The sequence below is a fragment of the Micromonospora sp. NBC_00362 genome, from assembly GCF_026342155.1.
GTDB classification, from domain to species: domain Bacteria; phylum Actinomycetota; class Actinomycetes; order Mycobacteriales; family Micromonosporaceae; genus Micromonospora; species Micromonospora hortensis.
Map to the genome: position 1 here is coordinate 3,494,301 of NZ_JAPENH010000001.1, position 19,395 is coordinate 3,513,695.

Below are 19,395 nucleotides of genomic sequence, written 5' to 3' on the forward strand. Positions count from 1 at the left end.
AGGTGCGGCAACCCTCCAGGTCGGCAGGGCAGGGCCGATCGTGCGGGTGTCAGCACCAACAAAAGCCGCAGATCACCACGCACTGAATCGACAGGGGGTCGGAGGCCGAACGGCGACGACGGAACTGTCGCGATGCCGTCAACGGGGCGGGCTCAGCGCTCTTCCATCGCCCATGGTGACCCGTAACCGTTCAGCAGGTCGAGGAAGGGCTTCGGGGGCAGCGCTTCCGGCCCGAGCACCCCGACACCTGCCCACGCGCCGCTGGCGAGCAACTCCAACGCGACGACCGGGTTGACGGCGGTCTGCCAGACCACCGCCTGGTGCCCGTACTCCCGCATCGACCACTCGTTGTCGACCACGTGGTACAGGTAGACCTCGCGGGGATGCCCGTCCGGGCCGAGCCCGCGTACCCAGGTGCCGGCGCAGGTCTTGCCGCGCATTCGGGCACCGAGCGTGGCCGGGTCGGGCAGGCTCGCGGCCACCACGTCACGCGGCGAGACCTCGACGCCGCGTACCCGCACCGGGGAGACCGCGTCCAGGCCGAGCTTGTGCAGCGTCTTGAGCACCTCGATGAACTCGTCGCCGAGGCCGTACTTGAAGGTGACCCGCCGGGCCTTGACCCAGCGCGGGATGAGCAGCACCTCCTCGTGCTCGACGTTGACGCACTCGACCGGCCCGATCCCCTCAGGAAAGTGGAAGACCTCGGGCTCGGAGAACGGTTCCGTGGTGAACCAGCCCCGGTCCCTCTCCCAGATGACCGGAGGGTTGAGGCACTCCTCGATGGTGGTCCAGATGGAGAACGAGGGCGCGAAGTCGTATCCGTCGACGGTGAGGTTCGCCCCGTCCCGGACACCGATCTCGTCGATCTCACTGAACAGCTCGTCGGCGGCGTAACGGGCGAACACGTCGGACAGGCCGGGCTCGACCCCGATGCCGCACAGCGCCAGCCGACCGGCCGTCGACCAGGTGTCGGCGAGCGCGAACTGTTCGTCGCCGAGCTTCACGCCGGTCTCGACGTGCGACAGCGACATCGCCATGTCCAGGTAGTCCGCGCCGGCAGCGAACGCGCCATCGAAGATCGGCATGACGAACCGCGGGTCGACGGCGTTCAGCACGTGCGTGATCCGGTGCTCCCGGCACAGTGCGGTGACCGCGTCGGCCGAGGAGGCGTCCACCTGGGCGGCGACGAAACGGTCACCATGCCCCGCGACCGCCCGCTGGGCGCGAACGGGGTCGTGGTCGGCGACCACGATGGTCTCGAAGAAGGTCCGTCGGGCGGCGATGGCTACGGCGGCGGAGCCGACGCCACCGGCGCCGACGAGGAGGACACGCATCAGGAATCAAACCCCAAACCGAAACGATCGAGAGTACGGAGCCAGAGGTCGCGCCGGCCCTCACGCGCGTCGGCGCGGGCCAGTGACCAGCGGGTGAGATTGATGCCGACCGCGCGGGCGGGTTCCGGCGGGAACGGCAGTGGCTTGCGGCGAACCAGGTCGAGCCGGGTCAGCGGGGTGTTCCCGCCGTCGAGCAGGTCGAGCAGCACCCGGGCCCCGAAGCGGGTGGCCCCGACGCCGAGGCCGGTGTAGCCGGCCGCGTACGCCAGCCGACCGCCGTAGGCGGTGCCGAAGAACGGGCAGAACCGGGTGCAGGTGTCGATGACCCCGCCCCAGCGGTGGCTGAACCGCACGTCGGCGAGCTGCGGGAACGTGGTGAAGAAGTGGCGGGCGAGGGTGGTGAAGGTGGCTGGGCGTTGCTCCAACTCGGGCGCGACCCGGTTGCCGTAGTGGTAGACGGCGTCGTAGCCGCCGAAGAGGATCCGCCCGTCGGTGGTGATCCGGTAGTAGTGGAACTGGTTGGCGGTGTCGGCGAGCCCCTGCCGGTTGCGCCAACCGATGGCGTCGCGCTGGGCCGGGGTGAGCGGTTCGGTCATCAGCACGTGGTCGTACACCGGCACCAGGTACGCCCGCAGCCGGCGCAGCAGCGGCGGGAACGCGTTGGTGGCCAGCACGACCCGGCGCGCGCGTATCGAGCCGGGAAGACCTGCGGCGCGGGTGTCGGCCGGGCCGGGGTCGGCCGACAGGGCTGCGGGATCGGTGCCCAGGGTGCTGGCGTGCACCGCGGCGATGTCGGCGCGCAGGCCGGTGACCCGGGTGTGCTCGTGCACGCGTACGCCGAGGTCGAGGCAGGCGCGGCGCAGCCCCCAGGCCAGCTTCGCCGGGTCCACCATCGCCACCCGGTCGGCGTCGAACATTCCACCCAGGTACGTCGGTGAGTGCACCTCGGCGCGTACCTCGTCCCGGTCGAGCAACCGCACCCGGTGGCCGTACCGGCGGGCCAGGTCCGCGTCGGCGGCCAGCCCGTCGAGTTGGTACGGCTCGACGGCGACGGCCAGCTCACCGGTGCGCTCGAAGTCGCAGTCGATGTCGAACGTCGCGACGGTGGCGGCGATGGCGTCCAGGTTGTCCCGGCCGAGGCGTTCCAACTCGCCGACCTCGTCGGGGAACCGTTCGACGCCGTTGGCGAGGCCGTGGGTCAGCGAGGCGGCGCAGAACCCGCCGTTGCGCCCGGATGCGGCCCAACCGCAGGTCCCGGCGTCGACGAGAAGCACGTCCCGGTCCGGGTCCGCCTGCTTCGCCAACAGCGCTGCCCACAGTCCGCTGTAACCGCCGCCGATCACCAGCAGGTCGGCGGAGTGCCGACCGCTCAGTGGCGGTAGCGGGTCGGGTCGGTCCGGGCGATCGAGCCAGTACGGCACGGGTGCCGCGTCGGCCAACGCCCGGCCGGTATGCGGGAGCGTCATGACGGCCCACCGGTCGGATGACCCGCATCCGGGGGCGTCATGACGACCGACGCGGGTGACCTGACGGCCCGGCCAGCAGGGTGGCGCGGCGGGCCCGTCGACCGCGCAGCGAGCTCAGCCCCACGAGTAGCAGCGCGACAGCGAACATCGCGGTGCCGATCACGTTGACCTGCGGTGGGATGCCACGCTGGGCAGCGCCCCAGACGTACATCGGGAACGTGACTGTGGTGCCGGCGTTGAAGTTCGTGATGATGAAGTCGTCGAAGCTCAGCGAGAAGGCCAGCAACGCGGCGGCCACGATCCCGGGCAGCACCAGCGGCAGGGTGATCCGCCGGAAGGTCTGCCACTCGTTGGCGTAGAGGTCCATGGCGGCCTCCTCCAGCCGCCGGTCCATCCCGGCGAGCCGCGCCTTCACTGTCACCACCACGAACGACACGCAGAACATCACGTGCGCGATCACGATGGTCCAGAACCCCTGCGGCACTCCCGCCGACACGAACAGGGCCAGCAACGACGTGCCCATCACCAGCTCCGGGGTGGCCATCGGCAGGAAGATCAGCACGTTGATCCCGGATCGGCCCCGGAAACGGTGCCGGACCAGCGAGAACGCCATCAGGGTGCCGAGCACCGTGGCGACCACAGTGGCGATAAAGCCGATCTGCACGCTGCGGACCACCGCGTCGCACATGTCCGAGGTGGCGCACGGCTGCCGCCAGTTGTCCAGTGTGAACTCGTTGAAGTCGTACGACAGCCGGCTCGACGGCCTGTTGAACGACAGCGCGGCCACCACCAGGATCGGCAGCGCCAGGTAGCCGAGCACCAGCAACGCCACGATCATCACCCAGCGGTCCGCGAGCCAACGGGAAACCCTCATCAGAGCCGCCTTTCGTTCGCGACTGCGGGGCTCCGCTGCGCTGCGCTCCTCGCGCTCACAGGACCTCCTCCGTGCCGGCTCGACGGAGGTAGCCGAAGACCACCGCGAGGATCGCCGCCATCAGCAGGAACGACAACGCGGCGCCCTGCGGGTAGTCCAGGCGGACCAGGAACGCCGAGTCGATGACGTTGCCGATCATGTATTCGTTTGGGGTGCCGAGCAGTTCGGCGTTGATGTAGTCGCCGCTGGCCGGGATGAAGAACAGCAGCGTGCCGGCGACAAGGCCGGGCATGGACAGCGGCAGCGTCACCCGACGGAACGCCTGCACCGGGCTCGCGTACAGGTCGGTGGCCGCCTCCAGCAACCGGGGGTCCAGCCGCTCCAGGCTGGCGTACAGCGGCAGCACCAGGAACGGCAGGAAGTTGTACGTCAGGCCGAGCACCACAGCGAATGGGGTGGCCAGCAGCCGACCGTCCGGGGCGAGCAGGTGCACGTCGCGCAGCAGACCGACGAGCGCGCCGTTGTCCGACAGGATCGTCTTCCAGGCCAGCGTGCGGACCAGGAAGCTGGTGAACATCGGTGCGACGACGCACACCAGCAGCAGGTTCTTCCAACGGCCGGCCTTCTGCGCGATGGCGTATGCCAACGGGTAGCCCAGCAGCAACGCCAGCACCAGCGCCAGCCCGGCGTAGCCGAACGAGCGCAGGAACTGCGGCCAGTACGCCTGCAGCACGTCCGGGTAGTTGCCGACCGCCCAGGTCATCGCGTACCCGGTGGAGAGCGAGCCGCTGGGGTCGTACAGGCTGGCCGCCGCCAACTGCACCAACGGCACACCGAAGAAGATGAGCAGCCAGGCCGCACCGGGCAACAACAGCAGGTACGGCAGGAGCCGGCGCCGCCCGGACCGGGCTGCCGGTGGCGCGGGCGGCGGGTGCCCCGCCCTGGTGGGGGCCAGCAGGGTCACGACGACGCACCCACCGGCTCGTCGAGCACCGGCGATGTCCGGTCGGTGTCGGCGGCGTCGCGGGGCAGCAGGAACGCGTGCTGCGGATCCCAGTACGCCACGGCCTCGCTGCCGACCGCCACCGGCGTCGACGTCCCGCTGTTGGCGGCGAAGACCGACAACTCGGTGCCCCAGCCGGTGCGCAGCAGGTACTGCGTGCTGACTCCCACGTAGGAGGCGTCGGTGACCACTCCGGTGACGTGCTGATGCCCAGCGGGCACCTGGTCGGCGGAGCCGACCAGAATCAGCTTCTCGGGGCGTACCCCCAGGTGGACGGGACCGTGGTCGGCCCGTGAGCGGCCGGCGGGCACCGAGAAGCGCGTGCCGTGCGCCGTCACCGCGACCTCGCCGCCACCGGCGCCGGTGGCCTCGCCGGCGAGCAGGTTCGACTGGCCGAGGAAGTTCGCCACGAACGCGGTGGCGGGAAACTCGTAGAGGTCGGCGGGAGGACCGAGTTGCTCGATCCGGCCGGCGTTCATCACCGCGACGGTGTCGGCCATTGTCATGGCCTCCTCCTGGTCGTGGGTGACGTGCACGAAGGTGATGCCGACCTCGGTCTGGATGCGCTTCAGCTCGATTTGCATCTGTCGGCGCAGCTTGAGGTCGAGTGCGCCCAGCGGCTCGTCGAGCAACAGCACCTGCGGCCGGTTGATCAGGGCGCGGGCCAACGCGACCCGCTGCTGCTGGCCGCCGGAGAGCTGGGCGGGGCGGCGGTTGCCGTACCCGTCGAGTTGCACCAGCGACAGCATCCGGGTGACCTCGTCGTCGACCGAGCGGATGCCGCGTCGACGCAGCCCGAAGGCCACGTTCTCGAAGATGTCGAGGTGCGGAAAGAGGGCGTAGCTCTGGAAGACGGTGTTGACCGGCCGCTTGTACGGCCGCAGCCGGGCGATGTCCCGGTCACCGAGCAGCACCTGGCCGCTGGTCGGCTCCTCGAGGCCGGCGATCATCCGCAACGTGGTGGTCTTGCCGCAGCCGGACGCGCCGAGCAGCGCGAAGAACGAGCCCTGCTCGATGGTCAGGCTCAGGTCGTCGACAGCGGTGAAGACGCCGAACCGTTTGGTGAGGTTGGCCAGGCGCAGGTCGCCGGCGGGTGTCTCGCGCGCCATCCTCGTCACGCCCCGATGACCTGTTGGAACTTGCCCTCGTACTCCTTCTCCTGCTTCTCGTCCAGGGCCATGAACACCTTGGACTTCGACAGCAGCGCCTCGTCCGGGAAGATCAGCGGGTTGGCTGCCAACTCGGGGTCGATCTTCTCCATCTCGGCCTGAGCGCCCTTGACCGGGCAGATGTAGTTGACGTACGCGGCCAGCTTCGCCGCGACAGCCGGCTCGTAGTAGTAGTTGATCAGCGCTTCGGCGTTGCCTTTGTGGGTGGCCTTGTTGGGGACCATCATGTTGTCGCTGTAGAGCATCACGCCGGAGTCCGGCGCGACGAACCGAACTTTCTCGTCCTCACCGGACAGTTGGATGACGTCGCCGGACCAGCCGATGCACGCGGCGATGTCGCCCTTCGCCAGGTCGGGCGCGTAGTCGTTACCGGTGAACTTGCGGATCTGCCCGGAGTCGACTGCCTTCTTGAGCTTGTTGAGGGCGTCGTCGAACTGGGCGGCGGTAAAGTTCGCCGGGTCATGCCCGTTGGACCCGAGCAGCAGACCCATGGTGTCGCGCATCTCGCTGAGCGCTGTCACCTTGCCCTTGAGATCGGGGCGGGTGAGCAGTTCGTCGACAGTCCGCAGTTCCTTCGTGACGTTGCCGTTGTAAGCGAGGCCGGCGAGGCCGGACTGCCACGGGATGGAGATCCGGTTCTCGGCGTCGAAGGGGCGGTTGAGCAGCGACGGAAGCAGGTTGGCCTGCACGTTCGGGATCTTCGCCGGGTCCAGCTTCTGGATCCAGCCGAGCCGGATCATCCGGGCCGCCATCCAGTCGGTCAGCACGATGATGTCCCGGTCGGTGCTCTGGCAGGCGGCGAGCTGGTTCTGCACCTTGCCGAAGAATTCGTTGTTGTCGTTGATGTCCTCGGTGTAGGTCACCTGAATGCCGGTCTTCGTGATGAACTCGTCGAGGCTCGGCCGCTTGGACTCGTCAGCGTCGTCCACGTCCATGTACTGCGGCCAGTTGGCGAAGGCGAGTTTCTTCTCGGTGCCGGAGAGGTCCTCGCTGACGCAGCCAGCTTCGGTCTGTTGCGCGCCCTTGGTGCCGCAGCCCGCGAGGCTGCCACCCATGGTGAGCAGGGCGGCCGAACCGAGAGTGCCGGTGAGCAGTCCACGCCGGGAGAGGGGCCGGAGGGGAGTACGCATGACGACTCCTAGGGGTCATCGTCGGCGGGCGGGACGGGGAGGCGCGCCGGCGGGAATGTCGGGAGGGTCAAGTGCCATGGACGACTGATCCTGACATGAGGTGACCTCCCTTACAAGGGATTCCGTTGCGGGAATAGCGATGCACGACGAAATACGCCAGACTACGCGGGGATACACGCGCGACATCACGATTCGGGACATGGGGAGCGGGCAATGACAAACCGGCAGCACGAGAACAGCAATGGCGGTCGACGCGTCGCTGTCCGTGACGGCGCCAATCACGCTCTGCTGGATGACGTGGCCAAGCAGATCATCGAGCAGCTCCAGGAGGACGGCCGCCGCCCGTACGCGACGATCGGCAAGGCGGTGGGGCTGTCCGAGGCGGCGGTCCGGCAACGGGTGCAGCGGCTGCTCGACTCCGGCGTGATGCAGATCGTGGCGGTGACCGATCCGCTCCAGCTTGGCTTCAACCGGCAGGCGATGATCGGCCTCCGTACCGACGGCGACCTGGAAGCGGTCGCCGACCGGCTGGCCGAGTTGGACGAGGTCGACTACGTGGTGATCACCGCTGGGTCGTTCGACCTGCTCACCGAGGTGGTCTGCCGCAACGACGACCACCTGCTGGAGATCCTGCAACGACTGCGCGCGGTGCCCGGGGTGCTCTCCACCGAGGCGTTCGTCTATCTCAAGCTGCGCAAGCAGACCTACACCTGGGGTACGGCCTGACGCTGCCCGCCGCTCGCCGCGCTGACAGCGCCGATGAACGACGCCCAGGCGGTCGGCGCGAAGGTCAGGGCGGCGCCGTCGCGATCCTTGCTGTCACGCACCAGCACCCGGCCGGGCAGGTTGTCGGCCACCTCGACGCAGGCACCACCGTTGTTGCTGCTGCGGGTCGCGGTGCGCCAGCGGGCGTCGGTCATGTCCATGTCGTGGCCACTTCCCCGATCAGCTCGATCGACCGTCGTTGGGGGAACGCCTCACCGGTGACGCTCTCCCACCTGCGTCCCAGGCTAGCGACGTCGAGGGGATCGGTCACGACCTGACCGCGGAGCTGATTGTCGAGATACGCCAATTCCGCCCCGTCGGGCAGCCGCCCCAGAATGAACGGGCCGGCCAGCCCGGTGTGCCACGGGCTCTCGGCCGGGATGATCCGGACCTGCACGTGCTCCCACTCGGCCACTCTCGCGAGGTGGGCCAACTGGGCGGCCATCACGGCGCGGTCACCGACCGGCCGGCGCAGCACCACCTCGTCGATCACCGCCACGAGCTGCGGTGGAGCATCGCTGCACAGGACCGCCTGCCGTTCGAGGCGGCCCGCCACGATCTGGTCCACCTCGGACGGTGCGACCAGCCCGCCGGTGCCCAGGATCGCGCGGGCGTACCCCTCGGTCTGCAGCAGACCCGGCACGAGCAGCGGCTCGTACCACCGGAGCGAGGTGGCGTCCTGTTCCAGCTCGGCCCACGGCCGGAACCACGGCAGGTCACGGCGGCGGAACGGCTCCGGCCAAAGGTCGGCCGCGTCCCGGCGCAGGACCTCGGCCACCGCCACCCGGGTACGCGGATGCGGGATGCGCCCCGGAGCGAGCCACCGCGCCGCCGTCTTCGGGTCGACGCAGACCTTCTCGGCCAACGACTCGACAGTCTCCCCCGCCTCGGCCATCGCCACCCGCAACGCCTCGTTCGCCACCAGGCCCTCCCGCCGCTCCTCCGTGCCGTGGCGGACGACCCCGGGTCGTTCGCCCAGCAGGCGCGCTGCGACGCCGCTCGATGCACGTTGCGGCGGACGATAGCCACGCTGCGTGTCCGTGTCTGCGCTCTACCGGCGTGTTGCGGTGGGACGTGTTGGGCGCGCAACCAGGACGCCCCCCGACCGTCCCCGAAGTGCCCCACCAGCGTCCCAAGACCCGCGCCTCTCGGCCCCCGGCGCGCCCTCCCCGGCCCCCCGCGGCCCGTGCCTCCCGACCCCGGCGCGCCCTCCCCGGCCCCCCGCGGCCCGCGCCTCCCGACCCCGGCGCGCCCTCCCCGGCCCCCCGCGGCCCGCGCCTCCCGACCCCGGCGCGCCCTCCCCGGCCCCCCGCGGCCCGCGCCTCCCGACCCCGGCGCGCCCTCCCCGGCCCCCCGCGGCCCGCGCCTCCCCCGTCACGCGTCGCCCCCGTCACGCGTCGCCCCCGTCACGCGTCGCCCCGACCTTCAGCCGCGCCCCCGACCCCAGCCGCGCACCCAACCCCAGCCGCGCACCCAACCCGGCCTGCTCACCGCAATCCGCGACCGCCGCCCTGCGGCATCCCCGGCCCCGCGTGCCCTGCCCTTGCACTTTCACTTGATCCACTCGACTTCACGAATATCGCGGTATCAACCACGCCCGGGACACCGCGATTTCGGCGATCCCGAGTGGATCGAGGCAGCGGCCGAGGAAGGCGCTGTCACCCGCCGGGCCCTTTGGAGCTGATGTCGCGAACGAGTCGCGGACGGGAGAACTCGGCGACGAGCCGGCCTGCCTGACCGATAGGCGCGAGCCGGGAGGCGCGAACCGACAGGCATGACGCGAGCCGGGAGGCGCGAACCGACAGGCATGACGCGAACCGGGAGGCGCGAGCCGGGAGGCGCGAGCCGGGAGGCGCGAGCCGGGAGGCGCGAGCCGGGAGGCGCGAACCGACAGGCATGACGCGAGCCGGGAGGCGCGAACCGGGAGGCGCGAACCGGGAGGCGCGAACCGGGAGGCGCGAACCGGGAGGCGCGAACCGGGAGGCGCGAATCCGGGAGGGCACATGGCGCGGCCTCGACAGGACGGCCGCGATGTCGCAAACGATTCAGCTCCAAAGGCAGCCACCAGCACACCTCCGCCTCCAGCCGGCCGTCGATCAACCAGTCCGCGGCAGTACGGATTCCGTTGCATCCATGACGCCTGTGCGCTAAATCCGTCGCCAACCGACCGTGATACCGCCGATAACACTTGCTTCCGAGGTTGAGACTGTGCGATAACCGTTGGCAGAGCGGCCGGCCTCACCCCTTTGACCGGCCCGACGACCGATGGGGCTGACATGGCCAACGCCACCGACCACCTCTGGATGCACTTCACCCGGATGGCGAGCTACTCCGCCGGTGAGGTGCCGACCATCGTGCGCGGCGAGGGAGCGTACGTGTGGGACGCGCAGGGTCGCCGCTACCTGGACGGGCTCGCCGGGCTTTTCGTTGTCAACGCCGGCCACGGCCGTACCGAACTGGCCGAGGCCGCCGCCAAGCAGGCCGGCGAGCTGGCCTACTTCCCGCTCTGGTCGTACGCGCACCCGAAGGCCATCGAGCTTGCCGAGAGGATCGCGGCGCTCACCCCCGGCGACCTCAACCGGATCTTCTTCACCACCGGCGGCTCCGAGGCCGTCGAGGCGGCGTGGAAGCTGGCCCGCGCCTACTTCAAGCGCACCGGGAAGCCCAACAAGTACAAGGTGATCAGCCGGTACATCGCCTACCACGGCACCTCCATGGGCGCCCTGTCGATCACCGGCCTGCCCGGCATCAAGAGCGACTTCGAGCCACTGGTGCCGGGCGCGATCAAGGTGCCGAACACGAACTTCTACCGGGCGCCCGAGCATGGCGACGACGCCGAGGCGTTCGGCCGCTGGGCCGCCGACGAGATCGGTAGGGCCATCGAACGGGAAGGGCCGGACACTGTCGCCGCAGTCTTCCTTGAGCCTGTGCAGAACTCCGGCGGGTGCTTCCCACCACCACCCGGCTACTTCGAGCGGGTACGGGAGATCTGCGACGCGTACGACGTGCTGCTCGTCTCGGACGAGGTGATCTGCTCCTGGGGGCGGTTGGGCGAGTACTTCGGCGCGGTGCGCTACGGCTACCAGCCGGACATCATCACCACTGCCAAGGGCATCACCTCCGGCTACGCCCCGCTCGGCGCGATGATCGCCAGCGACCGGTTGATGGAACCGTTCCTCACCGAGACCGGCATGTTCGCCCACGGGGTGACCTTCGGCGGGCACCCGGTCTCCTGCGCGGTGGCCCTGGCCAACCTGGAGGTGTTCGCCCGCGAGGACCTGGTCGGGCACGTACGCGCCAACGAGGACGCCTTCCGGGCCACCCTGGAGAAGCTGTACGACCTGCCGATCGTCGGCGACGTCCGCGGCGACGGCTACTTCTACGGCATCGAGCTGGTCAAGGACAAGACCACCCGGGAGACCTTCACCGAGGCCGAGTCGGAGCGCCTGTTACGCGGCTTCCTCTCGACCGCCCTGTTCCAGGCGGGTCTCTACTGCCGGGCCGACGACCGGGGCGACCCGGTCATCCAGCTGGCCCCACCCCTGATCGCCGAGCAGCAGCACTTCGACGAGATCGAGCAGATCCTCCGCACGGTCCTAACCGAGGCCTGGACCAAGCTCTAACCCCACCCACCCACCCACCCACCGCTGTTGATCAAGAGGTTTGCGTCAAAAACGCGCCGGCTAATGACCGAAACCTCTTGATCAACCCCGGGAAGGGGGCGGGGCGGGGGCGCGAGGGGGGCGGGGGCCGGGGGCTGGGGGGTGCGGGGTTAGTGGTTGGGGGGGATTACTCGGAGGTGGCCTCGGCGGCCGGTCTGGTGGGGGTTCTCGGGACGGTTTTGGTCCGGCTCCGGGGGGCGGGGGGCCGGGCGGGCGGCTTCGCGGACCGCTTCGGCGAGCGCGACCAGGTCGTCAGTGGTGGGCGGCGGTGGCTCGAACTCGCCCTCGTGTCGGACGACGTCCCAGCCCCGCGGCGCGGTCAGGCTGCGGGCGTGCGGCTCGCACAGGTCGTACGTGTGCGGCTCGGCGAACGCCGCCAGCGGCCCCACCACCGCTGTCGACTCGTTGTAGACATAGGTCAATGTGGCGACCGCTTGCCGGGGGCAGCCGTTACGGGAGCAGCGCCGTGGTGACCTCACGTGCGGCAGGGTATCTCCATTACCGGGTCCGGCGCATCGCTTCGCGTTGCGACACGCCCGTCATGGTGATCACAGTCGACCGTCCTGGGCGCGCCGCGCCACGAGAGCGGCGCTGCCGCTGACCAGCCCGACGCGGGCGCTACCCTTTGCCTCATGACGAGCCCGGAACACCGCCGCCCCGGCTCCGGCCGGCGTGCGCATCGTGACCGGCACGGGCGCGGCCTGCGCGGGCGGCTGGTTCCGGCCACCGTACCGTTGGCGCGAACCAAGGCCGAGGTCTTCGACGACCTGGTCCTGGACACCGTCGAGACGCTGGAGCGTCGGTTCGCCAAGGAGTTGGCCGGGGTCGAGTTCGCGGTCGAGGACGTCCCGCCGGACCTGAACGTCTACGACTCGGACGTGCTGGAGGACGGCGAGGTCCCGTTGGCCCGGCTGCTGCCCGGCCGCCCGGGCCGGCAGGAGGTGCCGCCGCGGATCGTGCTGTACCGGCGGCCCCTGGAGTTCCGGGCGATGGACCGTGAGGACCTCGCCGATCTCGTCCATGACGTGATCATCGAACAGGTGGCGAACCTTCTCGGGGTAGACCCGGACGAACTCGCCTGAGCCAACCGCCCGAGCCTGAGCCAACCCCCGAGCGGAGAGTCGGGCGGCCCCCACCGCCTCGACCTCACACCGCTCAGGCGACCCCCGCGCAGACCCACACCGCCCGGACCTGCACCGCTCAGGCGGCCCGCCGCTTCAACTTGCGCCGCTCCCGCTCGGAGAGCCCACCCCAGATGCCGAACCGCTCGTCGTGACCCAGTGCGTATTCGAGGCACTCGGTCTTGACCTCGCAACGCGAGCAGATCCGCTTCGCCTCGCGGGTCGAGCCGCCCTTCTCGGGAAAGAACGCCTCGGGGTCGGTCTGCGAGCACAACGCCCGCTCCTGCCACTCCGGCGCGTTTCCGAGCAGGTCGGCCACCTCAAGCTGGCCGTCCATCAAATGCCTCCTTGTCGCGCACCGGCGTCATCGCCGCTGCAACCCCCCACGCGAAAGGCGTGCTTGTCCGTCCGGTCCCGTTTTGTTGCGTTCCGTGCGAACAACCCCATTCAAATTACACGCGTGTAATGCGTGCGCCGTCAAGCCAAACTTGATAATGGAGTCGCCCTCCCGACACCCCCGGCCGGCCACTCGGGCCGTCCAGCCTCGCAACCTGCCCTATCGATTCAGACCCCGGCCGAGTAACGCCCTCTCCGGCGAGTTGCCCGACTTTTCTGCCGTGGCGCTTCTCCGACGAGTCGCCGACCGGACGGCACCAGAGACCTCCACCCCTAAGCTGATCTTGGTGGGGGACAGGTTAACGCGGCGCGGCGCAGACTGCCCGTCAAGCTGCGGACAGCACTCGCGCCCCGTCCACAATGTGGACAGGGCGCGGTGGTGAAAACGAGGTTCCGGGGTCAGCCGGCGGCCCCAAAACTACTGCTGGGCCAGGCAAACTCGGCTATCTCTCCACCATGGACAGAAATCGTGCCGGCGGGCGTACGATCGTCCCACCAGACGGTATACATTCCGCTCGGCAGATCGGGATAGACCGCACTGTGGAACGAGCCGTCCCGCACCCGACGCTCACGCACCGCCGAGTGGACCCGCCGGTCGTCGTCGCGACTGATCTCGATCTCCCGGCCGTGCAGATCCGGGCCCGTGTAGACGATCAGGGCACCGGTGTCACCGCCCAGATCGAGGACGACGGTCCCGGTCTCCGACGGCCCGTACGCGTGCTCGTGCATCCGCTCGCCCCGGCCCGATCAGGACGCCGCCGGCGGGTTGTTGAACCCGTCGTACGGCGTACCCAGGTAGGGGAAGTTTCCGAGGAACGGCGCTGTCACGTCGGCGGCGCTCAGCCCAGGGGTGACAGCGGCGGCCGCCGCATCCGGCTTGAACGTCTTGTCCACCAGCGGGACGGTGACCCCGGCGATGGCCCGCAACGCGATGCTGACCACGTCGTCGCCGACCCGCCGCCCGTTCGGGAACCCGGCCAGGTCGCCACCGAGCACCCCGAACCGGTCCGGCCGCCTGGTCGGTGGGATCGCCGTGTTCAGTCGCAGCATGTCGGCCTGCACGTCGCCGGTGGCGTTGGTGAAGCCGTCGATCAGCCCGGCGGGCACGCCGGTGAGCAGGATCGCCACCAGGTCGGCTCGGGCCTTCTTCGCCTTGGTGAGCTTGTCCAGGTTGGGAAAGACGTCCGGGTAGAGCGCCGGCAGCAACGCGGCCAGCTCCGGTTGCTCGACGAACTGGGCGAACCGCTTGTCCTCCGACGGTGGCAGCGAATTCCACAGGTCCTTCTTGGACATCGGCACGATGACCTCGTTGAACAGCGGATTTCCCAACCGCGAGACCTGGGTGAACGGGCCGGTGCTGGTGTCCGCCCCGCCCCGGTCGCCGAGCACCCGCACCTGCCGACGCGACGCCGACGTCCACACCCCGATCACCGACGCCCGATCGGCGGCACCGTAGCGGTTGGCGCGCCGACGTACCCGCTCCAGCGGCACCTGCACCGCGATGCTGTGCACGTTCATCCGGTCGGTGGCGTTTACCGGCTCCCCCTCGGCCTTGAAGATCTTCTTCCCGGCGACGTGCAGCTGCTGGAACGGCCGCAGCGTGCCGAGGTCGAAGATCGCCCCGAGGTCCACGAAGAACCCGTCGGCGCGCTGCCCGGCGAAGACCCGCTCCCCCGTGGACAGCGAGTAGGTGGCCTGCCGCACCAGGTCGGCGTACTTCGGGGTGGACAGCGGGCCGACGTTGCACGGCGGGCACTGCAGCTTGTGCGCCAACCGGTGCTCGCGGCCGTCAGCCACCCTGGTCAGGCTGTAGAACTGCCGCCGGTTCCAGTTCTTGCTGTCCAGCGAATCGATCGGACCGGTGTTGTAGAGAAAACTGTTCGGGTTGGTGATCTCGGTGGTGAATTCGAACCGGTAGGTGACATCCGGACGACCGTCACCGTCGTTGTCGATATGGATCTCGTACCGCACGTCGTCGCCGAACTCGAAGAAGTTCGGGCCCCCGGAGGGGAGCTGCAGCGGCACGTAGTTGGCGATCAACGTGACCGTGTCGCGTTTGTCGGGGCTGACGAACGCGTACAGGTCGGAGCTGTCGGCGACCGGATCCTTGGCTATCTCCGGGGCCTCGCGGTGGGAAGACATGACGGACCAACCTCACTGGGCGGGGACAGGGTGGCGGGGCGAAGGGTCGGGTCAGCGCCGGGCGGCGCGCCGCAGCCGGTCCGCCAGGCCGCGGTCGCGTACCTCGATGCGCGTCTCACCGACGAAGACGTCCATCGTTCCCGAGGCGGCGTCACGCAGGTGCACGACGATCGGTTCGTCGGCTCGTCCGGCCGCGCCGGGGGCGTTCTGCGCGGCCGACAGGCCCGGCACTGTGAGCGCGGCGGCGCCGAGGGTGGCGCTGGCCGCGGCGGTCAACGTCTGCCGGCGGGTCAGTCGCGGCCACTGCCGCTTCCGCTGATCACTGGTCATGGGCAACCTTTCCGGCGGTGGCGCGAGCGCGCCCGCGGAGACGGACGGGTCCGGTGCCGTCTCGCGACGCCGCCGGGCCCCTGAGGGGACACCGGCGGCGGTCCTCGCCGCGACCGCCACCGGCATCGCGTGGTACGGCCGGGGGCGGGGAAAGGTTCGACGTCAGGGGCGGGCGTGACCGTACGCAGTCGACCGCTTGCGCGCCGGACGACCGGCGGCCTTCGCGATGGCCCGCAACTGCTCCTCGGTACGCGCCGAACCGTTGTCGGAACCGGCCATCCGGGAGATGGTCTCCTCCATCAGCGTGCCGCCGAGGTCGTTGCAGCCGCCCTGGAGCATCGCGACAGTGCCCTCGTCGCCGAGCTTCACCCAGGAGCACTGGATGTTGTCGATCCGGCCGTGCAGCAGCAGCCGGGACATGGCGTGCACCACCCGGTTCTCCCGCCAGGTCGGCCCGGGTCGGGCGATACCCGCCAGATAGATCGGAGCATTCGTGTGCACGAACGGCAGCGCCACGAACTCGGTGAACCCGCCCGTGCGGTCCTGCACCCCGGCCAGCACCCGGAAGTGCGCCAGCCACTGCCCGGGGTGGTCGACGTGGCCGTACATCATCGTGGAGCTGGACCGGATGCCCAGCTCGTGCGCGGTGCTGACCACCTCGACCCAGGCGGCGGCCGGGAGTTTGCCCTTGGTCAGCACCCAGCGCACGTCGTCGTCGAGGATCTCGGCGGCGGTGCCCGGAATGGTGTCCAGCCCGGCCTCACGCAACTGGAGCAGCCACTCACGGATCGGCACCCCGGCCTTCGCGGCGGCGGTGACGATCTCCATGGGCGAGAACGCGTGCACGTGCATCTCGGGCACCCGGGCCTTGATCGCGCGCACGATGTCGGCGTACCCGGTGACCGGCATCTTCGGGTCGATGCCGCCCTGGAGGCACACCTCGCTGGCGCCGGCGGCCCACGCCTGCTCGGCCCGGTCCGCGACCTGCTCGACGGAGAGCCGGTACGCGTCGGCGTCCCGCTCACGCTGCGCGAACGCACAGAACCGGCAGCCCACGTAGCAGACATTGCTGAAGTTGATGTTGCGGTTGACCACGTAGGTGACGTCGTCGCCGACCACCGCGCGGCGCACGTCGTCGGCGAGGCGGCACACCTCGTCGAGCGCCGGCCCGTCCGCGCCGAACAACGCCAGCGCGGCATCGGTGTGCGCGGGGTCGAGCAGGGCCGCCGGGTCGTCCGCGGCGAGCCGCAGACCGGCCGCCAGGTCACGGTCCGCACCACTCCCGGCCGGTGCCACGGGTACGCCAGCCCGGCGGGCGGTCGCCTCCGGGGTGACCTTGCCAGCGACCTCGGCCCAGTCGCCGTAGACGCTGTCGAAGTCGCCGCGCCGGTCGTCGGTGCGGCCGGTGGTGTCGATGGTGGCGTGCAGGTCGACCCGCCCGCCGAACACCTCCTCCGGCTCCTGCCACGGTCGTCCCTGCGGTATCGCCGACTCGACAGCCATGCCCGTCGACGGATCAGCCAGGGCGCCGACGTGCGGCAGCAACCGTGGGTCGAGCCACGGGTCACCCGCGCGCACGTACTCGGGGTAGATCGTCAACCGCTCCCGCAGCGTGAACCCGGCCAGCTCGGTGTGCCGGGCCAGCTCGTCGATCTGCGGCCAGGGGCGCTCCGGATTGACGTGGTCGGGGGTGAGCGGGGAGACGCCACCCCAGTCGTCGATGCCGGCGCGCAGCAGCAGGTCGTACTCGCCGGCGATGAGGTTCGGCGGGGCCTGGATCCGGGCCTTCGGGCCGAGCAGCAGCCGGGCCACCGCCACAGTGGCGGCCAGATCGTGAAGCTCCGCGTCCGGCATGCCGCGCATCGCCGTGTCCGGCTTGGCGCGGAAGTTCTGCACGATCACCTCCTGGAGGTGCCCGTACTCCCGGTGGGCGCGGCGGATCGCGAAGAGCGCGTCCACCCGCTCCGCCGAGGTTTCCCCGATGCCGATCAGGATGCCGGTGGTGAACGGCACCCCCACCCGCCCCGCGTCCTCGAGCACCCGCAAACGGACCGCCGGCTCCTTGTCCGGCGAGCCGAAGTGCGGGCCACCCGGCTCGGACCAGAGCCGGGTCGCTGTCGTCTCCAACATCATGCCCATGCTCGGCGCGACCGGCTTGAGCCGTTGCAGCTCCGACCAGGACAGCACCCCGGGGTTGAGGTGCGGCAGCAGACCTGTCTCCTCCAGCACCGCCACCGCACAGGCGCGCAGGTAGTCCAGGGTGGAGTCGTAACCGCGTTCGTCCAACCAGGTCCGGGCCGCCGGCCAGCGTTCCTCCGGCCGGTCACCCAGTGTGAACAGCGCCTCCTTGCAGCCCTGCGCGGCACCGGCCCGGGCGATCGCGAGGACCTCGTCGCGGTCCAGGAACGGCGCCGGCAGCCGGTGCGGCACTGTCGCGAAGGTGCAGTAGTGGCAGCGGTCCCGGCAGAGCCGGGTCAGCGGAATGAAGACCTTCTTGGAGTACGTGACCACACCCGGCCGCCCGGCCTCGCGCAGCCCGGCGTCGCGGATTCCCCCGGCGAGCCGGAGCAGTTCGTCGAGCGCGTCGCCACGAGCGGACAGCAGCGCGGTCGCCTCGTCGACATCGAGCGCCCGCCCGTTCGCGGCCCGGCCCAGGGCCCGCCGCACGCTCGCATCGCTCGGGCCGGAGTGGGTGCGATCAACCATCCACTCACCCTATGCGCAGCCCGACGCGACCCAACCAGTCCCAGCCCGCACCGTGGGAAACGGCACCCCCCGCCGCCCTCCCGGCCCCCTCCCGGCCGACCTCCCGGCCCCCTCCCGGCTGATCATGAAGTTATTGCCACGACACGCCGCGTGATCGGGCAATAACTTCATGATCGACGGGGGTTGGTGGGGGCCGACGGGGTTGGCGGAGTCAGCGGGGCTGGTCGGGGTGGTCGTTGGGCTTGATGTGCTGGGTACGGTCGGTGTCCGGGTCGGCCGGGTGGGAAATGACCTCGGTCGGGTCTGCGGACTGGCGCGGGATCGCCTGAGTCGGGTCGGCCGACGGAGGCTGCCCGAACGGCGGCGGCGCGGCCGGGGACGGCGGCACCGACTGGGGGGCGGGGTTCGTCGGCGGCGCGGACTGCGGGAACGGCGGCGCGGACTGCGGGTGCGGTGGAGCCGACTGCGGGTGCGGCGGCGCGGACTGCGGGTGCGGCGGCGCGGACTGCGGGGCCTGGAACGGCGGCGACTGCTGGCCGTACTGGCCGGCCTGCGGGTAGCCACCGGCCTGCGGGTAACCACCAGCCTGCGGGTAGCCACCAGGCTGACCAGCCTGCGGGTGTCCGCCAGGCTGGCCGGGAGCGGGCCATCCGCCCTGCGGCTGGCCGCCGGGCTGACCCGGGGCAGGCCAACCGCCCTGCTGCTGCGGCCAGCCCGGCTGGGGCTGGCCGTAGACGCCAGGCTGCGGCTTGGGCCGCGGCACGTAGTAGTGGGCGCGCCAGATGGTGTAGACCACCCAGGCGGCGATCGCGAAGATCACCATCCAGGCGAACCGGGTGAGCACGCCGAGCAGCGCATCGAGCACCTCGGCCTCGGCCAGCCGGCCCACCGTCCAGATCAGCATGGTCAGCGTGCCGAACAGTGCGCTGACCGCGTACTCGACGACGGCTGTCTGCGTGATCAGCTTCGCCTTCGCCAGCACCGGCGAGATGTGCGTGGCCAGCAGCACCGCCAGCAGTGGGAGGCCCACCGCCTCCACCCCGACGAACGCGGAGAAGGCGCCGCCCGCGCGGTCGGTGAAGGAGCCGTAGTCGTTCGGGGCGATGAGCCGGAGCAGGCCCACGAAGAGGAACACGGCGTTGGCGCCAAGCAGCGCGAGCGCGGCGAGCTCCCGTAGCGGCTTGGTCAGCTGGCGGGCCTGCGTCGCGTCGGCGGACGCGGGCTCGGCGGGGCTGGTCACGAGCTCCCCCTCGGGGCATCAACGGACAGGGCGCACGTGAGCCTAGTCTCTGGGGCC

18 protein-coding genes are annotated in these 19,395 nt (G+C 70.4%); 3 read left to right on the plus strand and 15 right to left on the minus strand.

All coding sequences use genetic code 11. The features are described 5' to 3' along the window. Window positions 1-152: 152 nt before the first annotated feature. The 6 genes from OG992_RS15900 to OG992_RS15925 are packed head-to-tail and all read right to left on the minus strand — an operon-like array spanning window position 153 to window position 6,976. Window positions 153-1,334 carry a saccharopine dehydrogenase C-terminal domain-containing protein gene (locus tag OG992_RS15900; RefSeq protein WP_266303632.1) on the minus strand — a complete coding sequence of 394 codons (1,182 nt, stop codon included), beginning with the start codon at window positions 1,332-1,334 and terminating at the stop codon, window positions 153-155. After that, window positions 1,334-2,800: an FAD-binding oxidoreductase gene (locus OG992_RS15905; protein WP_266303633.1), complete on the minus strand. Its 1,467-nt coding sequence runs from the start codon at window positions 2,798-2,800 to the stop codon at window positions 1,334-1,336. Before OG992_RS15905 ends, OG992_RS15900 begins: the two co-directional genes overlap by 1 nt. A gap of 37 nt (window positions 2,801-2,837) precedes the next feature. Beyond that, complete coding sequence (locus tag OG992_RS15910) at window positions 2,838-3,674, minus strand: ABC transporter permease (RefSeq protein WP_266303634.1); 837 nt, start codon at window positions 3,672-3,674, stop codon at window positions 2,838-2,840. 55 nt (window positions 3,675-3,729) lie between these two features. Beyond that, on the minus strand, window positions 3,730-4,638 hold the full coding sequence (locus OG992_RS15915; RefSeq protein WP_238666623.1) for an ABC transporter permease: 909 nt from the start codon (window positions 4,636-4,638) through the stop codon (window positions 3,730-3,732). After that, window positions 4,635-5,786 (minus strand): ABC transporter ATP-binding protein, encoded by a 1,152-nt coding sequence (locus OG992_RS15920; protein ID WP_266303635.1) that lies wholly within the window; start codon window positions 5,784-5,786, stop codon window positions 4,635-4,637. Before OG992_RS15920 ends, OG992_RS15915 begins: the two co-directional genes overlap by 4 nt. Before the next feature lie 5 nt (window positions 5,787-5,791). Further along, entirely contained in the window at window positions 5,792-6,976 is a 1,185-nt protein-coding gene (locus tag OG992_RS15925; protein ID WP_238683562.1) for a spermidine/putrescine ABC transporter substrate-binding protein, read from the minus strand. Window positions 6,977-7,189: 213 nt separating this feature from the next. Here OG992_RS15925 and OG992_RS15930 point away from each other — a divergent pair, with 213 nt between their 5' ends. After that, window positions 7,190-7,702, plus strand: coding sequence for an Lrp/AsnC family transcriptional regulator (locus OG992_RS15930; protein WP_091394101.1), 513 nt, complete (start codon window positions 7,190-7,192; stop codon window positions 7,700-7,702). Here the strand turns inward: OG992_RS15930 and OG992_RS15935 are convergent. Together OG992_RS15935 and OG992_RS15940 are read right to left on the minus strand one after the other, a co-directional pair. Beyond that, window positions 7,681-7,902 (minus strand): DUF397 domain-containing protein, encoded by a 222-nt coding sequence (locus OG992_RS15935; protein ID WP_238683563.1) that lies wholly within the window; start codon window positions 7,900-7,902, stop codon window positions 7,681-7,683. The genes OG992_RS15930 and OG992_RS15935 overlap by 22 nt on opposite strands. Beyond that, window positions 7,893-8,636 carry a DUF5753 domain-containing protein gene (locus OG992_RS15940; protein ID WP_266305213.1) on the minus strand — a complete coding sequence of 248 codons (744 nt, stop codon included), beginning with the start codon at window positions 8,634-8,636 and terminating at the stop codon, window positions 7,893-7,895. The genes OG992_RS15935 and OG992_RS15940 overlap by 10 nt, the downstream gene beginning before the upstream one ends. 1,381 nt (window positions 8,637-10,017) lie before the next feature. Between OG992_RS15940 and OG992_RS15945 the strand changes: the two genes are divergently transcribed. Continuing rightward, window positions 10,018-11,364, plus strand: a complete 1,347-nt coding sequence (locus OG992_RS15945) for an aspartate aminotransferase family protein (RefSeq protein ID WP_238686071.1) — start codon at window positions 10,018-10,020, stop codon at window positions 11,362-11,364. 149 nt (window positions 11,365-11,513) lie between these two features. On the opposite strand, the gene OG992_RS15950 is transcribed toward OG992_RS15945, so the two are convergent. Beyond that, window positions 11,514-11,882, minus strand: coding sequence for a DUF3499 domain-containing protein (locus OG992_RS15950; RefSeq protein ID WP_091394110.1), 369 nt, complete (start codon window positions 11,880-11,882; stop codon window positions 11,514-11,516). Between the two features lie 153 nt (window positions 11,883-12,035). Here OG992_RS15950 and OG992_RS15955 point away from each other — a divergent pair, with 153 nt between their 5' ends. After that, window positions 12,036-12,485: a metallopeptidase family protein gene (locus OG992_RS15955; RefSeq protein WP_074316962.1), complete on the plus strand. Its 450-nt coding sequence runs from the start codon at window positions 12,036-12,038 to the stop codon at window positions 12,483-12,485. Between the two features lie 118 nt (window positions 12,486-12,603). Here OG992_RS15955 and OG992_RS15960 read toward each other — a convergent pair whose 3' ends face one another. The 6 genes from OG992_RS15960 to OG992_RS15985 all read right to left on the minus strand — a co-directional run bounded on the left by OG992_RS15960 (window position 12,604) and on the right by OG992_RS15985 (window position 19,338). Then, complete coding sequence (locus OG992_RS15960) at window positions 12,604-12,861, minus strand: WhiB family transcriptional regulator (RefSeq protein ID WP_007455784.1); 258 nt, start codon at window positions 12,859-12,861, stop codon at window positions 12,604-12,606. Window positions 12,862-13,319: 458 nt separating this feature from the next. Further along, window positions 13,320-13,649, minus strand: a complete 330-nt coding sequence (locus OG992_RS15965) for a phospholipase (protein WP_266303636.1) — start codon at window positions 13,647-13,649, stop codon at window positions 13,320-13,322. 18 nt (window positions 13,650-13,667) lie between these two features. Continuing rightward, complete coding sequence (locus OG992_RS15970; RefSeq protein WP_238686073.1) at window positions 13,668-15,062, minus strand: DUF4331 domain-containing protein; 1,395 nt, start codon at window positions 15,060-15,062, stop codon at window positions 13,668-13,670. A gap of 51 nt (window positions 15,063-15,113) precedes the next feature. Then, window positions 15,114-15,392, minus strand: coding sequence for a hypothetical protein (locus OG992_RS15975; protein WP_030486799.1), 279 nt, complete (start codon window positions 15,390-15,392; stop codon window positions 15,114-15,116). A 162-nt stretch (window positions 15,393-15,554) separates the two neighbouring features. After that, window positions 15,555-18,098 carry a bifunctional FO biosynthesis protein CofGH gene (locus OG992_RS15980; protein ID WP_266303637.1) on the minus strand — a complete coding sequence of 848 codons (2,544 nt, stop codon included), beginning with the start codon at window positions 18,096-18,098 and terminating at the stop codon, window positions 15,555-15,557. A 211-nt stretch (window positions 18,099-18,309) separates the two neighbouring features. Further along, complete coding sequence (locus OG992_RS15985; RefSeq protein WP_266303638.1) at window positions 18,310-19,338, minus strand: hypothetical protein; 1,029 nt, start codon at window positions 19,336-19,338, stop codon at window positions 18,310-18,312. Between the last annotated feature and the right edge of the window lie 57 nt (window positions 19,339-19,395).